Origin of the sequence: Bradyrhizobium yuanmingense (genome assembly GCF_900094575.1) — a bacterium.
GTDB classification, from domain to species: domain Bacteria; phylum Pseudomonadota; class Alphaproteobacteria; order Rhizobiales; family Xanthobacteraceae; genus Bradyrhizobium; species Bradyrhizobium yuanmingense.
Genome location: NZ_FMAE01000005.1, coordinates 699,756 through 712,168 on the forward strand (window position 1 = coordinate 699,756; position 12,413 = coordinate 712,168).

The 12,413-nt window shown below is 66.1% G+C and carries 13 protein-coding genes; 7 read left to right on the top strand and 6 right to left on the bottom strand.

Annotation, left to right across the window (positions count from 1 at the left end):
- Nucleotides 1-4 precede the first annotated feature (4 nt).
- Both GA0061099_RS20755 and GA0061099_RS20760 read right to left on the bottom strand, forming a co-directional pair.
- The gene (locus GA0061099_RS20755) at nucleotides 5-778 is read right to left on the bottom strand and encodes a M15 family metallopeptidase (protein WP_036025543.1); all 774 of its coding nucleotides are present in this window, start codon (nucleotides 776-778) and stop codon (nucleotides 5-7) included.
- Nucleotides 775-2,121, bottom strand: a complete 1,347-nt coding sequence (locus GA0061099_RS20760; protein WP_157786001.1) for an NADase-type glycan-binding domain-containing protein — start codon at nucleotides 2,119-2,121, stop codon at nucleotides 775-777. The genes GA0061099_RS20755 and GA0061099_RS20760 overlap by 4 nt, the downstream gene beginning before the upstream one ends.
- Before the next feature lie 225 nt (nucleotides 2,122-2,346).
- Here GA0061099_RS20760 and GA0061099_RS20765 point away from each other — a divergent pair, with 225 nt between their 5' ends.
- The 4 genes from GA0061099_RS20765 (at nucleotide 2,347) to GA0061099_RS20785 (ending at nucleotide 6,746) form a co-directional block, all read left to right on the top strand.
- The gene (locus GA0061099_RS20765) at nucleotides 2,347-3,294 is read left to right on the top strand and encodes an aspartate carbamoyltransferase catalytic subunit (RefSeq protein ID WP_036015092.1); all 948 of its coding nucleotides are present in this window, start codon (nucleotides 2,347-2,349) and stop codon (nucleotides 3,292-3,294) included.
- A 5-nt stretch (nucleotides 3,295-3,299) separates the two neighbouring features.
- Complete coding sequence (locus tag GA0061099_RS20770; protein ID WP_036015131.1) at nucleotides 3,300-4,601, top strand: dihydroorotase; 1,302 nt, start codon at nucleotides 3,300-3,302, stop codon at nucleotides 4,599-4,601.
- A 47-nt stretch (nucleotides 4,602-4,648) separates the two neighbouring features.
- Nucleotides 4,649-5,245: a glycerol-3-phosphate 1-O-acyltransferase PlsY gene (plsY, locus tag GA0061099_RS20775; RefSeq protein WP_036015094.1), complete on the top strand. Its 597-nt coding sequence runs from the start codon at nucleotides 4,649-4,651 to the stop codon at nucleotides 5,243-5,245.
- 310 nt (nucleotides 5,246-5,555) lie between these two features.
- A complete protein-coding gene (locus tag GA0061099_RS20785) occupies nucleotides 5,556-6,746 on the top strand; it encodes a patatin-like phospholipase family protein (protein WP_036025546.1) in 1,191 nt (396 codons plus the stop codon).
- Here GA0061099_RS20785 and GA0061099_RS20790 read toward each other — a convergent pair.
- Complete coding sequence (locus tag GA0061099_RS20790) at nucleotides 6,738-7,982, bottom strand: amidase (RefSeq protein WP_036025548.1); 1,245 nt, start codon at nucleotides 7,980-7,982, stop codon at nucleotides 6,738-6,740. The two genes, GA0061099_RS20785 and GA0061099_RS20790, sit on opposite strands and share 9 nt — an antisense overlap.
- 91 nt (nucleotides 7,983-8,073) lie before the next feature.
- Between GA0061099_RS20790 and dprA the strand changes: the two genes are divergently transcribed.
- Complete coding sequence (gene dprA, locus GA0061099_RS20795) at nucleotides 8,074-9,216, top strand: DNA-processing protein DprA (RefSeq protein ID WP_036025551.1); 1,143 nt, start codon at nucleotides 8,074-8,076, stop codon at nucleotides 9,214-9,216.
- 142 nt (nucleotides 9,217-9,358) lie between these two features.
- On the opposite strand, the gene GA0061099_RS20800 is transcribed toward dprA, so the two are convergent.
- Nucleotides 9,359-9,799, bottom strand: coding sequence for a winged helix-turn-helix transcriptional regulator (locus GA0061099_RS20800; RefSeq protein ID WP_036015102.1), 441 nt, complete (start codon nucleotides 9,797-9,799; stop codon nucleotides 9,359-9,361).
- An 83-nt stretch (nucleotides 9,800-9,882) separates the two neighbouring features.
- Between GA0061099_RS20800 and GA0061099_RS20805 the strand changes: the two genes are divergently transcribed.
- Entirely contained in the window at nucleotides 9,883-10,491 is a 609-nt protein-coding gene (locus GA0061099_RS20805) for an FMN-dependent NADH-azoreductase (protein ID WP_036015105.1), read from the top strand.
- 61 nt (nucleotides 10,492-10,552) lie between these two features.
- Here the strand turns inward: GA0061099_RS20805 and GA0061099_RS20810 are convergent, their stop codons facing one another.
- Nucleotides 10,553-11,326, bottom strand: coding sequence for a glucose 1-dehydrogenase (locus GA0061099_RS20810; RefSeq protein ID WP_036025570.1), 774 nt, complete (start codon nucleotides 11,324-11,326; stop codon nucleotides 10,553-10,555).
- 122 nt (nucleotides 11,327-11,448) lie between these two features.
- Here GA0061099_RS20810 and GA0061099_RS20815 point away from each other — a divergent pair, with 122 nt between their 5' ends.
- Nucleotides 11,449-11,916 (top strand): winged helix-turn-helix transcriptional regulator, encoded by a 468-nt coding sequence (locus GA0061099_RS20815; protein ID WP_036025552.1) that lies wholly within the window; start codon nucleotides 11,449-11,451, stop codon nucleotides 11,914-11,916.
- A gap of 156 nt (nucleotides 11,917-12,072) precedes the next feature.
- On the opposite strand, the gene GA0061099_RS20820 is transcribed toward GA0061099_RS20815, so the two are convergent.
- Nucleotides 12,073-12,312: a hypothetical protein gene (locus tag GA0061099_RS20820; RefSeq protein WP_036025554.1), complete on the bottom strand. Its 240-nt coding sequence runs from the start codon at nucleotides 12,310-12,312 to the stop codon at nucleotides 12,073-12,075.
- Nucleotides 12,313-12,413: the final 101 nt, after the last annotated feature.

Genomic DNA, 12,413 nt, shown 5'->3' on the forward strand with positions numbered 1-12,413 from the left:
GGAATCAGTTCCGTCGCGGCTGGATCGGGAAATCATAGGCCGCCCCGCCTGCCCCCGGCAGCGAAAAATGCCACCACTCCTTCGAATAGTTCACAAAGCCTTGCCTGGCCATCACAGCCACCAGCCGCTTGCGCCAGGCGCGCTGCTCCGGAGTGATCGATGGTGCCGCAGTGTGCCCCTTCGGGTCGGTACAGTCGTAGCCTGTGCCCATGTCGACGCTGCCCTCGGGCGCCCGCGCCTCGACCGGCGCCGTGCAATCCGCATAGGTCTTGGCTGGATCATATTTGGCAGAATTGTCCGCCCTGAGATCGACCAGCGTGAGATCGAGTGCCGCACCGGTCGAATGCTGCGAGCGGCTCGCAATGTAGCCGAGGCGGAACAGCTCGGTCTTCGGGATCTTCGGATTGTAGCGCCGCTCCGACGCCGTCTCGCGGCCGTTCTGCGACCACTTGACCATGTCGAGCGAGGCCCGCGCCGGCCGGTAGCAGTCGAACATCTTGAGCGAGAGATTTTGCGCCGCCAGCTCCTGCTGCACCGCTTTCAGCCGCAGCCCCACCTCGCGCTTCACCACGCATTCGCCTGCTTGGTAGCCGGCGAGCGGACGGCCGACGAAATTGTTCGACGTGGCGTAACGGATATCCTGGATGATGCTGGGATCGATATCGCGCAGATAGACGAAGTCACCGGGCAAGCTCTGCGCCCGCACGGGAACGAGAAACGATAGTGCGAGCAGCACGACAAGCGCGACGCGCGCCGCGGTTCCGGTCCTTGCGGTCATTGCACCGGATCCGAGTTGACCAGAAGTTTCGTGATCGCGGTGTCCGTATATTTGTTGCCGGCCCAGACATCGTCGATGATGAACTGCATCCAATGGGCCGACACCGGTGGCCGCAACATCAGCAATTGCGCCGACAGCTTGTCGTCGAGAACGAAGGTCTGCGACTCGCCGCCCGAGAACAGCACGCGGATCTGGCGGACCCTGTTGTTCTTGGCGAAGATGTCGCGGCTTTTTTGGTAGCCGTTCTGCACGTGGATCGACTTGACCCGCCGCACGGTTTCGAACTCGATGGTGATCCACTCGCCAACGCCGTTGCCGGATGCGCCCTCGACCCAGGCCGTCCCCGTCGAGGCGTCGAACAAATTCGCTGCGCCGTATGAATTGCCGAATTGCGGCTTCAGCATCGAGCTGACGCAATAGGTCTCGAAGCCGCTGCGGGCGCAGCTTTCGCCTGCCGCGGAGGGACGCGGCGGACGCATGGTGGCGCGCTCCGCGACCGCAGGCCTTGCCAGCGGCTTCACCAGCATGCCCGCCACTTTCGGCGCCCCGTTCGACGATTCCGCATTCCAGAGAAAGATGCGCCCGCCGAGCGTCTGGTCGTAATAGGCGGGCGTCTGCTCGTGCGGTGCTGCTTGTCCTCCGGCATCCGTCGCCGTCAGCGCCAGCGCCGCCACGCGCTCGCGCACCTCGACCGCGAGGTCGCCGAGATGCAGCTCGGGCCGCTTGAGCTGCTCGACAAATATCCGCGTGAACACCGAATTGTGCGCCGTATCGTTGCTGCCAAGCTGGTCGAGCGCGGTCTGGCCGATGCCTGCGGAATAGAGCGTGAAGATCCCGCGCGCGGGCCGGGCGTCAGCAAGCCCCCGCGTGTTCCCGATCGAACGTCCCGCGGCGCGAGGAAACGGATTGTCACGGCAGGCATCGATGACGACGAAGGCGACCCGCACTGCCTTGGCCTGAAGCTCCGCGATCACGTCGGGCTCGGCGATCGAGGCCCCGCGCACCCGCGCCTCGGCGCCCTCGTTCACAGTGGGAACGTCGCTCGGCACGAGGTAGTTCACGCCTGCGATCGCAACGCCGTGTCCGGCATAGAACACGGCGGCGGTATCGCCCGGCACGAGCCGCGACGTGAAATCCGCAAGCCGGTCGATCATGCCCTGGCGGCCAAGATTGGTCCCGAGCACGATGTCGAACCCGAGCGACCTCAGCGCGTCGGCGACGGTCGTTGCGTCATTGGCGGCCTTCTTCAATTGCCGGTCGGCCGGCAGGTTCGGATAGAGATCGTTGCCGATCACGAGTGCGACGCGTTTTTCGGCCCAAGCCGGTGTCGCAAGGCCAGCCATGCACGCGGTCGCGAGCGCAGCAACATTGCGCGCCAGTCGATTAAAATACCGCGTGCCCGTCATGATCCAGCCCGTGACGCAACCAATGTTGCGAGTCTAGCGCAAAGCGGCTGCCCCGAACACCGGCTGGCGGCGCCGCCTCCGCCGCAAAGCGCCGTGGATAAGTCCGGCGGCGGGATTTGAAGCTTGCTCCCCCCGCCGTCCGCCCCTATAGCTCTGCTTTTAATGACATCGAAATCGACCTTCGTCCTCGGCCACCGGCATTTGCTGGGCATCGAGGGCCTTTCCGCGGCCGACATCAGCGGCCTTCTCGACCTGTCCGAAGAATATGTCGAGCTCAACCGCCAGGTTGACAAGAAGCGCACCGTCCTGCGCGGACGGACGCAGGTGAACCTGTTCTTCGAGGCCTCCACCCGGACCCAATCCTCGTTCGAGCTTGCGGGAAAGCGGCTGGGCGCCGACGTCATGAACATGTCGGTCGCCTCCTCGTCCATCAAGAAGGGCGAGACACTGATCGACACCGCGATGACGCTCAATGCGATGCACCCGGACATCCTGGTGATGCGCCATCACGCCTCCGGCGCCGTGGAACTGCTGGCCCGCAAGGTCGACGGTTCCGTGATCAATGCCGGCGACGGCGCGCACGAGCATCCGACCCAGGCGCTGCTCGACGCGCTCACCATCCGCCGCAACAAGGGTCGGATCGAGGGGCTCGTGGTCGCGATCTGCGGCGACGTGATGCATTCGCGCGTCGCCCGCTCCAACATCATCCTGCTCAACACCATGGGCGCCCGCGTCCGCGTCGTCGGGCCCTCCACGCTGCTGCCGCCGGGCATCGAGCGGATGGGCGTCGAGGTCGCGCGCGACATGCGCGAGGGTCTCAACGGCGCCGACATCGTCATGATGCTGCGGCTGCAGCGCGAGCGCATGAACGGCTCCTTCGTGCCCTCGTCGAGCGAATACTTCCACTATTTCGGGCTCGACCAGAAGAAGCTCGCTTATGCCAAGCCGGACGCGCTCGTGATGCATCCCGGCCCCATGAACCGCGGCGTCGAAATCGACACCGCGGTCGCCGACGGTGCGCAATCCCTGATCCGCGAGCAGGTGGAGATGGGCGTCGCCGTGCGCATGGCGGTGCTGGAAGCGCTCGCCCGTAACCTGCCGAACGCGTGATGCCGATGCTGACCGATCGCCGCCCCATCCTGCTGGCCAATGCCCGCGTCGTCGATCCCTCCAGGGATTTCGACGGGGTAGGCGACGTCCTGATCGCCGACGGCAGCATTCGCGAGACCCGCCGCGGCATCGGCGCTGCCGGCGTCCCCGAGGGCACCGACATCGTCAATTGCTCCGGCAAGATCGTCGCACCCGGCCTGATCGACATGCGCGCCTTCGTCGGCGAACCCGGCTTCAGCCACCGCGAGACCTTTGCCACCGCGAGCCAGGCGGCCGCGACCGGCGGCATCACCACCATCATCTGCCAGCCCGACACCTCGCCGGTGATCGACAATTCGGCAACGGTCGACTTCGTGATGCGCCGCGCCCGCGACACCGCGATCGTCAACATCCAGCCGATGGCCGCCCTCACCAAGGGCATGCACGGCCAGGAGATGACCGAGTTCGGCCTGCTCAAAGCCGCTGGCGCCGTCGCCTTCAGCGATGGCGCCAGAAGCGTGACCAATGCGCAGGTGATGCGCCGCGCGCTGACCTATGCGCGCGATTTCGACGCGCTGATCGTGCATTACACCGAAGACCCCGATCTTGTCGGCGAAGGCGTGATGAATGAGGGCGAGTTTGCCTCGCGGCTCGGCCTGATGGGCATCCCGAATGCCGCCGAAGCCGTGATGCTGGAGCGCGATCTGCGCCTCGTCGCCCTCACCGGCGGCCGCTACCACGCGGCGTCGCTGACCTGCATCGATTCCCTCGACATCCTTCAGCGCGCGCGCGATGCCGGGCTCGCCGTCAGCGCCTCGGTCTCGATCAATCATCTGGCGCTGAACGAGAACGACATCGGTCCTTACCGTTCGTTCCTGAAGCTGTCGCCGCCGCTGCGCACCGAGGACGACCGCCGCGCCCTGGTGGCGGCGATCGGCTCCGGTCTGCTCGATGTCATCATGTCCGACCACAATCCGCAGGACGTCGAGGGCAAGCGCCTGCCGTTCGCGGAAGCCGCGCCCGGCGCCGTCGGGCTCGAGACCATGCTGCCGGCCGGCCTGCGGCTGGTCCACAACGGCGAGATCGAGCTGAAGACGCTGATCCGCGCGATGTCGACCCGCCCGGCCGAGCTGCTCGGCCTGTCGGGCGGAACCCTGCGCGCCGGCAGCCCCGCGGATGTCATCGTGATCGACCCCGACGTGCCCTGGGTGGTCGATCCCGCCGACCTCAAGTCGCCCTGCAAGAACACCCCGTTCGACGAGGCCCGCTTTACAGGCCGGGTGGTGCGCACCATTGTCGGCGGACGAACGGTATATGAGCATGTCTGACGTGCGGCTTCGTTCGACGTGGAGAATGGGCCTTTGGAGATGCCGCCATGGCGCTTGAACCGTTTCTGCCGGTGGCTTTCGTCATCGGCTATCTCCTCGGCTCGATTCCGTTCGGGCTGATCCTGACCAGGCTCGCGGGCACCCAGGATATCCGCTCGATCGGCTCCGGCAGCATCGGCGCCACCAACGTGCTGCGCACCGGACGCAAGAGCCTCGCCGCGGGAACCCTGCTGTTCGACGCGCTCAAGGGCACCGTGGCGGTGGTGATCGCCGGCTACATCGCAGGCCCCTACGCCGCAATGGTAGCCGGGCTCGGCGCTTTCCTCGGCCACCTCTTCCCGGTCTGGCTGAAGTTCAAAGGCGGCAAGGGCGTCGCGGTGTATATCGGCATCCTGCTGGGGCTGTTCTGGCCGGGCGCCGTCGTGTTCTGCCTGCTCTGGCTGGCGACCGCCTTCACCACCCGCTATTCCTCGCTCTCGGCGCTGGTGGCGGCGTTCATCACACCGATGTTCCTCTGGTGGTTCGGTCATCTCGCATTGTCGGCGCTCGCCGCCGTGCTGACCCTGCTGTTGTTCTACGCGCATCGCGAGAACATCAAGCGCCTGCAAGCGGGCAAGGAAAGCCGGATCGGCGAGAAGGCCTAGAGCATGATCCGGAAAAGTGCGTAGCGGTTTTCCGAAAAGATCATGCTCAAACAATAACCTAAAGCGTGATGACGATTCCTAATCGCATCGCGCTTTAGAGCGTTTTCGAGCGAATTGGATTCCGGTTCGCGTCGCGACAACGCCTCAAACAAGAATTTGAAGTCGGAAAAAGTACGGATACCGCCGCACCCCTTCCGCATTATATGCCAAATCCTGTTCGCAATTCTCCTGCGAGTCACGGCAGGCTGTAGCGAACTGGTTCCATGCCTGTCATCCTGATACGGGAAACGGCGTTAGGCGGTTGCTCAGAATGAGCGAGAAGATTGTCGGCGTGAATGACGGGATCGGCTCGCTCGGTGCTTCCGGCACTGCAGCAAGCCGGCTGCTCTCGGCGACCAATATCTGGTCCGACGCGCCGCTGCCCGCGCCCGCTGCACGGCCAGCGCCGCAGCCGGAGCCTGCAGTCAAGCCTGACGCTCCGCTCGATGTCGCCGTCGCCAAGGCTGCACCGGTCGCGCCCGCGCGGGCGCGTTCCGAGCAATGGCCGCCGCGAAAGCTTTCGCTGGCGCTGCAGGGCGGCGGCACCTTTGCGGCCTTCACCTGGGGCGTGCTGGAGCGCCTGCTCGAAGAGACCTCCATCGAGATCGACACCGTCAGCGGCGCCAGCGCCGGCGCCATCAATGCGCTGCTCCTCGCTTGCGGCCTGGCCGAAGGCGGCCGTGAAGGCGCACGCTCCCGGCTGAACCGGTTCTGGGTCCGGCTGATGCACGAGGCCTCGTTCCGCTCACTGATGCTGATCGGCGGCTTTTCGCCGGCGGGAAGCTCGGTCGCGTTCGGCCCGACCCTGCGCTCCGGGCAGTTCGATCCGTTCGATCTCGATCCGCTGCGGCAGGCGGTCTCCCGCGACATCAATTTTTCCGTCCTGCGCCATGCGCGGTGCCCAAAACTGCTGATCGCGGCGACGCGGATCCGCGACGGGCAGCAGCAGATTTTCGGCAACGAGGCCATCACCGCCGAGGTCGCGCTGGCCTCGACCTGCCCTCCGCTGGTCCATTGTGCGGTCGAGATCGATGGCGAGGCCTATTGGGACGGCGGCTTCGGCGGCAATCCGCCGCTGCTGCGCCTGGTGCAGGACACCGCGGCAACGGATCTGCTGCTGGTCCAGGTCACGCCGACGCGCGACAGCTATGTGCCGATCACGCTCGCCGCGATCGACCGCCGGCTCGACCAGATCGCGGCGAACGCCGCGCTCAATGCCGAGATCTCCGCGATCGAATGGGCGCAGTCGCACATGGCCTCTCCGCTGCGGCTCACCAGGATCGCGGCGGAAGACTCCGTTGACGGCCTGGCGCAGCGCTCATCCACCGATCTCGGCCGCGGCTTCATTCGCCTGCTGCACCGGAGCGGTCGCGAGGCCGCGGAACGTTGGCTTGGACAACGTGCAAGAGCCGGCTCAGCGCCCGCTCAGGCCCGTGCTCCCTCCGAACCTGCGCTAGCGTGATTTCGCCAGCGCGTCCTCCAGGAACCAGGCAGAGGTCAGCGCGACAGGATCATTGCCGAAGCGCGCGATCACCTGCACGCCAACAGGCAGGCCGCCAACCTTCAGCACCGGCACATTGACGCAAGGATTGCCCATCAGCGTCCACAGCCGGTTGTAACGGGGCGAGCCGGTCGAGGCGAGCTCCTTGGCTGGCGCTATCCCCGGCGCCGAATAGGTCAGCAACACGTCGAACCCTTCGAACAGCTCGCCGAGCTCGCGGCGGCCGCGGCGGGCGATGCGGCGCGCATCGTCGTATTCCTTCGATGTCAGTCCGACCGTCTCATCGAGGCTGGCGCGCAGCAGCGGCGCGATCTCGTCGTGACGCTCGGAAAACTCCCAGGCCAGCGCGCGATGCGCCTCGAAGTTCTGGATGATGGGATGGATGCGCCAGGCTTCCTTGACCGCCTCGGGCAGATCGATGATCTGCACGCGGGCGCCGGCCTTCTCGGCCGCCTTGATCGCAGCCAGCAAACCCTCCTCTGCCGCCGGCTCCACGGCTTCGGCAAATTCCTGCCTGACCACGCCGATGCGCGGCGCCTTGGCTGGACCGATGCCGTCGAATTCAGTGCGGCCGGTAATCGCCAGCAATCCGCGCGCGAGATCTTCCGCGCGGCTACCGAACAGGCCGACCGTGTCGAGGGCCCACGAATAGCACTTCACGCCGATGGTCGGCAGCATCCGGAACGATGGTTTTATCGCGGCAGCGCCGCAATAGGCCGCCGGCCGGATCACCGAGCCTCCGGTCTGGGTGCCCAGCGCCAGCGGGATCATGCCGGCGCCGACGGCCGCCGCCGAACCCGCGGACGAGCCGCCGGGCGAATGCGCCGTATTGTGCGGATTGAGCGTCGGCGTCGGATCGCTCGAGGCGAACGCGGTCGTGGTGGTCTTGCCGATGATGGTGGCCCCGGCTCGCTTCAGCATCATCACGACCGGCGCATCGGCGCGCGGCTGCCAGCCGCGATAGATCTCCGAGCCCATCTCGGTCGGCATGTCAGCGGTGTCGATGATGTCCTTGATGCCGACGGCAATGCCGCGCAGCGGGCCCGAGGCTTGCGCTCTCGCGGATTTGTCGTGCCGGACGAAAGCCTGAACGTCCTTCTCCTTGGCTTCGATCGCCGCATGCGACTGAGCGATGGCGGCGTCGGGCGAAAGCTCCCCCGCTTCAATGCGGCGCTGGAGGTCGGCGAGTGAGATCATGACAACATCCTTCTTATTGGCATCGCTTTTAGCATCGCAGCGAGGTCGTGCAAGCGCACGTCCCTGTTGCGCAACGCCCTCTGGTTGTTCCATGCTGCCCCTGCAAGGAGACGCCGTGGACGCCATCAATTCAAGCGTGGAGCTGACCGAGGCTGAGCGGATCGACCGGCTGCGGCTGATCCGTTCCGACAATGTCGGGCCGCGCACCTTCCGCTCGCTGGTCGATCATTTCGGCAGCCCGCGCGCCGCGCTGGAGCGGCTGCCCGATCTCGCCCGCCGCGGCGGCGCGGCGCGATCGGCGCGCATCTGCAGCGCGGATGAAGCAAAGGCCGAGCTCGCCGCGAGCCGCAAGTTCGGCATCGCCTGGCGCGCGCCCGGCGAGGACGGCTATCCGAAGCGGCTGGCGATGATCGACGATGCGCCGCCGCTGCTCGCGGTGCGCGGCGACACCAAATCCCTGATGCGGCCGATGATCGCGATCGTCGGCTCACGCAACGCCTCCGGCGCCGGCCTCAAATTTGCCGGCCAGCTCGCGCGCGAGCTCGGCGAAGCCGGCTTCGTGGTCATCTCTGGGCTCGCCCGCGGCGTCGACCAGGCCGCGCATCGCACCAGCGTCGAGAGCGGCACGATCGCGGTGCTCGCCGGCGGCCACGACTGCATCTATCCGCCCGAGCATGGCGACCTGCTCGCCGCGATCCTCGACCACGCCGGCGCTGCGATCTCCGAAATGCCGCTCGGCCATGAGCCGCGCGCCCGCGACTTTCCCCGGCGCAACCGATTGATCTCGGGCGCTTCGCTCGGCGTCGTCGTGGTCGAGGCGGCGCACCGCTCGGGCTCGCTGATCACGGCACGCATGGCGGCCGAACAGGGCCGCGAAGTGTTCGCCGTCCCGGGCTCGCCGCTCGATCCGCGCGCCGCCGGCACCAACGACCTGATCAAGCAGGGCGCAACGCTCGTCACGGAAGCTGCCGACATCGTCAACGCGGTTCAGCCGATCATGGAGCGGCCGCTGATGCATCCCGCGGGCGAGCCCGACAGCGAGCCGTTCGAGAGCGATCCGCAAAGCCATGATCGCGACCAGATCACCGCCCTGCTCGGCCCGGCCCCTGTTACAATCGACGACCTCGTCCGGATGTCTGGCGCCTCGCCTGCGATCGTGCGCACCGTGCTGCTGGAGCTCGAGCTCGCCGGCAAGCTCGAACGCCACGGCGGCGGGATGGTGTCGCTGGTTTAGCCTCCCCAGGTGTCATTCCGGGGCGCGACGAAGTCGCGAGCCCGGAATCCATTCATCCACTTGATCTGTCGCCAAATGGATTCCGGGCTCCCTCGCTTCGCTCAGGCCCCGGAATGACGGGATGAACTATCGAGGCGCAACGCTAGCCGTCGTTACGCTGGTCGAACTTCGTGCGCGCGGCCTCGATCTGATCCAGATGGTCCTTCGCCCATTTGCCGAGCGCCTCGACGGGGCGCGACAGGCCGCGGCCGAGATCGGTCAGCTCATAGTCCACCCGCGGCGGGATGGTCGGAAAGATCGTGCGCGTAACGAGGCCGTCGCGCTCGAGGCCGCGCAGCGTCAGGGTCAACATCCGCTGCGAGATGCCGTTGATCATGCGCTTGAGCTCGTTGAAGCGCTTTGGCCCGTCGCTCAGCATCATGATGACGAACACGCTCCATTTGTCGCCGACGCGGGACAGCACGGAGGCGACCCCACGGCAATCCGCATGGTTGGGATCCGGCATGGGCCTGGTATCCAGTCTCGGATTTGGCCGCAGCATTGCGGGCAATTCGGTGTGCGCAGGTTTCAATGATGTGCCCATGGCTCAAAAAAGTGCGTTCTTGCGGGGATTTCGATAGTCACACATGTAGCGCTGGTTACAAACTTATACCAGGGTGACCCCACATGAAGCTCCTCCATGTCGACTCCAGCGTGCTCGGCCCCCACTCCGTCAGCCGGCAGGTTTCCGCCGCCATCGTCGACCGGCTCCGGCAGGCGGCGCCCTCGCTCCAAGTCGTCTACCGCGACCTGACCCAGACTCCGCTCGCCCACCTCTCCGCCTCGCATCTGGCGGCCGCGCAAGGCGCCCCCGCGCCGGCGGAACTCGGGCCCGACCTTGCCGCAAGCGCGGCGGCGCTGGAGGAGTTCCTGGCCGCCGACATCGTCGTGATCGGCGCGCCCATGTACAATTTCACCATTCCGAGCCAGCTCAAGGCCTGGATCGACCGTATCCTGGTGGCGGGGAAGACTTTTAGGTACGGCGCGGCCGGGCCGGAGGGACTCGCCGGCAGCAAACGCGTGATCGTGGCCATCTCGCGCGGCGGCCACTACGGCGCAGAGACGCCTTACGCAGCCGGCGAGCATCTCGAAACCTACCTGCGCTGGGTGTTCGGCTTCATGGGTATCACCAGCGTCGAATTCATCCCGGCCGACGGTATCCAACTGGGGCCGGAGCACCGCGAGAAGGCGATCGCTGGTGCGCTCCAATCGGCAACAAGCCTGAGCGCAGCCTAGCCGTGGCTAACACTTCGGGCGCAACGCGAATGTTGCGCCCGAGCAGGTTCGCTTGATTTGATCAGCCGCGATAGATCGGCGCGCCGCTCGGCGAGGCCACCGCGCCGCCGTCGACGAAGATTTCCTGGCCCTGCACATGCGCGGAATCGTCGGAGGCGAGGAACAGCACCGTCTTCGCCACGTGATCGGTTTCACCGAGGCGGCCGAGCGGCGTCGACAGCGCGATCCGCTTCTCGAACGCCTTCTCGGCTTCCGGCGTCGCGGTCGCGGGCCCCCAGATCGGGGTGCGGATCGCACCGGGCGCGACGACGTTGACGCGGATGCCGCGCGGCGACAGTTCTGAAGCCATGATCCGCGCCATTGCCCGCACGCCGGCCTTCGCCGCGCCATAGGCCGAGTAGCCGGGAATGCCGAGCACTGAGATCACCGAGCCGTTGAGGATGATCGAGGCGTTGTCGTTGAGATGGGGCAGCGCGGATTGAACGGTGAAGAACACGCCGGTGAGGTTCGTGCTGATCACCTTCTCGAACACCTCTGGTGTCGCCGATCCCAGCGGAGTGCCGCCGGCGATGCCGGCATTGGCGAACACGATGTCGAACCTGCCGAACTTCTCCGCGCCCTGCTTGATTGCAGCTTCCGTCGCCGCGATGTCCGTCGCGTCGGCTGGCACCGCGAGCGCGTTCGGCCCGAGCTCCTTGGCGGCCGCCGCCAGCGTCTCCTTGTTGCGCCCGGTGATCACCACCTTGGCGCCTTCGGCCACGAACAGTTTTGCCGTTGCCAGCCCGATGCCGCTATTGCCGCCGGTGATCAGCGCCGTCTTGTCCTTCAGTCTCACGCTCGCCTCCAGTAGTTGCATGATGAAACTTGATTGCCATCTAGGCCAGCCGGTTTTATAATGCAACCACACAAGCGCGTGATCGGCGCTGGAGCCGTGCGAACGCGATAGGACGAGCGAGAATGGTGAAACGGACGAGCTTTGCCGGCGATGCCTGCCCGATCGCGCGGTCGCTGGAGGCGCTCGGCGACTGGTGGTCGCTCTTGATCATCCGCGAGGCGCTGTTCGGCGTCCGCCGCTTCGGCGAGTTTCAGAACAAGCTCGGCATGGCCAAGAACATCCTGGCGGCGCGGCTACGATCGCTGGTCGACCATGGCATTTTGGAAACCGCCCCCGCCTCCGACGGCAGTGCCTATCAGGAATATGTGCTGACGCCGAAGGGCCGCGGCACTTTCCCGATCCTGGTCGCGCTGCGGCAGTGGAGCGAGGAGTTCGACGACCGTCCCGAGGAGATTGCGACGATGCTGGTCGATCGCGAGAAGGGCCGTCCGGTGAAGAAGCTGGAAATGCGCGCCGAGGATGGCCGCCTGCTCACGCCGGCGGAGACCACGCTGAAGCCACGACCGTCGTCGCGACGTCGGTCGGGGTGATTGTGGCGCACCGCCCCCACGACGTCATTGCGAGGAGCCCTTGCGACGAAGCAATCCAGAATCCCACCGCGGCAAGACTCTGGATTGCTTCGCTTCGCTCGCAATGACGGGGAGAGAGCGGCGCTCAAGTCTCTCACGATCACCGGGGAGCCACTCTCACGACAGCTTGCGCTTGGTCCGTAGCCGCAGGTGCTCGTCGGCCTCGAGCTTGGTCATGCCTAAGAGATAATGCAGCACGTCCAGCTTGTGGCGCTCGGCCAGCTTGCGTAAGGCCCCGGTCTGCTCGGCGATGAAGGCCACGGCCTCGTCGGCACCGCCCTCCCCCGGTTCCTCGTGACGCGTGCCCCCCGGCGCGCCGGATCCGGCGCGCGCCCGTTTTTTTCCTGGCTTGGTCACCAGTACCCCACCCGAATCCATGCCCCGACAGGACATTACGCCCACATCAACCGCAACTCCAAGGTGGTATTCTGCAACTTTTTCGATATGAAACTTTTCCC

What these genes read in the sequence shown, in the direction of transcription:
- GA0061099_RS20760 (WP_157786001.1), bottom strand. Translation starts at nt 2,121, where the DNA reads ATGGCTGGCCTTGCGACACCGGCTTGGGCCGAAAAACGCGTCGCACTC.
- GA0061099_RS20755 (WP_036025543.1), bottom strand. Translation starts at nt 778, where the DNA reads ATGACCGCAAGGACCGGAACCGCGGCGCGCGTCGCGCTTGTCGTGCTG.
- GA0061099_RS20770 (WP_036015131.1), top strand. Translation starts at nt 3,300, where the DNA reads ATGCTGACCGATCGCCGCCCCATCCTGCTGGCCAATGCCCGCGTCGTC.
- GA0061099_RS20800 (WP_036015102.1), bottom strand. Translation starts at nt 9,799, where the DNA reads ATGGGCACATCATTGAAACCTGCGCACACCGAATTGCCCGCAATGCTG.
- GA0061099_RS20785 (WP_036025546.1), top strand. Translation starts at nt 5,556, where the DNA reads ATGAGCGAGAAGATTGTCGGCGTGAATGACGGGATCGGCTCGCTCGGT.
- GA0061099_RS20765 (WP_036015092.1), top strand. Translation starts at nt 2,347, where the DNA reads ATGACATCGAAATCGACCTTCGTCCTCGGCCACCGGCATTTGCTGGGC.
- GA0061099_RS20815 (WP_036025552.1), top strand. Translation starts at nt 11,449, where the DNA reads ATGGTGAAACGGACGAGCTTTGCCGGCGATGCCTGCCCGATCGCGCGG.
- GA0061099_RS20805 (WP_036015105.1), top strand. Translation starts at nt 9,883, where the DNA reads ATGAAGCTCCTCCATGTCGACTCCAGCGTGCTCGGCCCCCACTCCGTC.
- plsY (WP_036015094.1), top strand. Translation starts at nt 4,649, where the DNA reads ATGGCGCTTGAACCGTTTCTGCCGGTGGCTTTCGTCATCGGCTATCTC.
- GA0061099_RS20790 (WP_036025548.1), bottom strand. Translation starts at nt 7,982, where the DNA reads ATGATCTCACTCGCCGACCTCCAGCGCCGCATTGAAGCGGGGGAGCTT.
- dprA (WP_036025551.1), top strand. Translation starts at nt 8,074, where the DNA reads ATGCTGCCCCTGCAAGGAGACGCCGTGGACGCCATCAATTCAAGCGTG.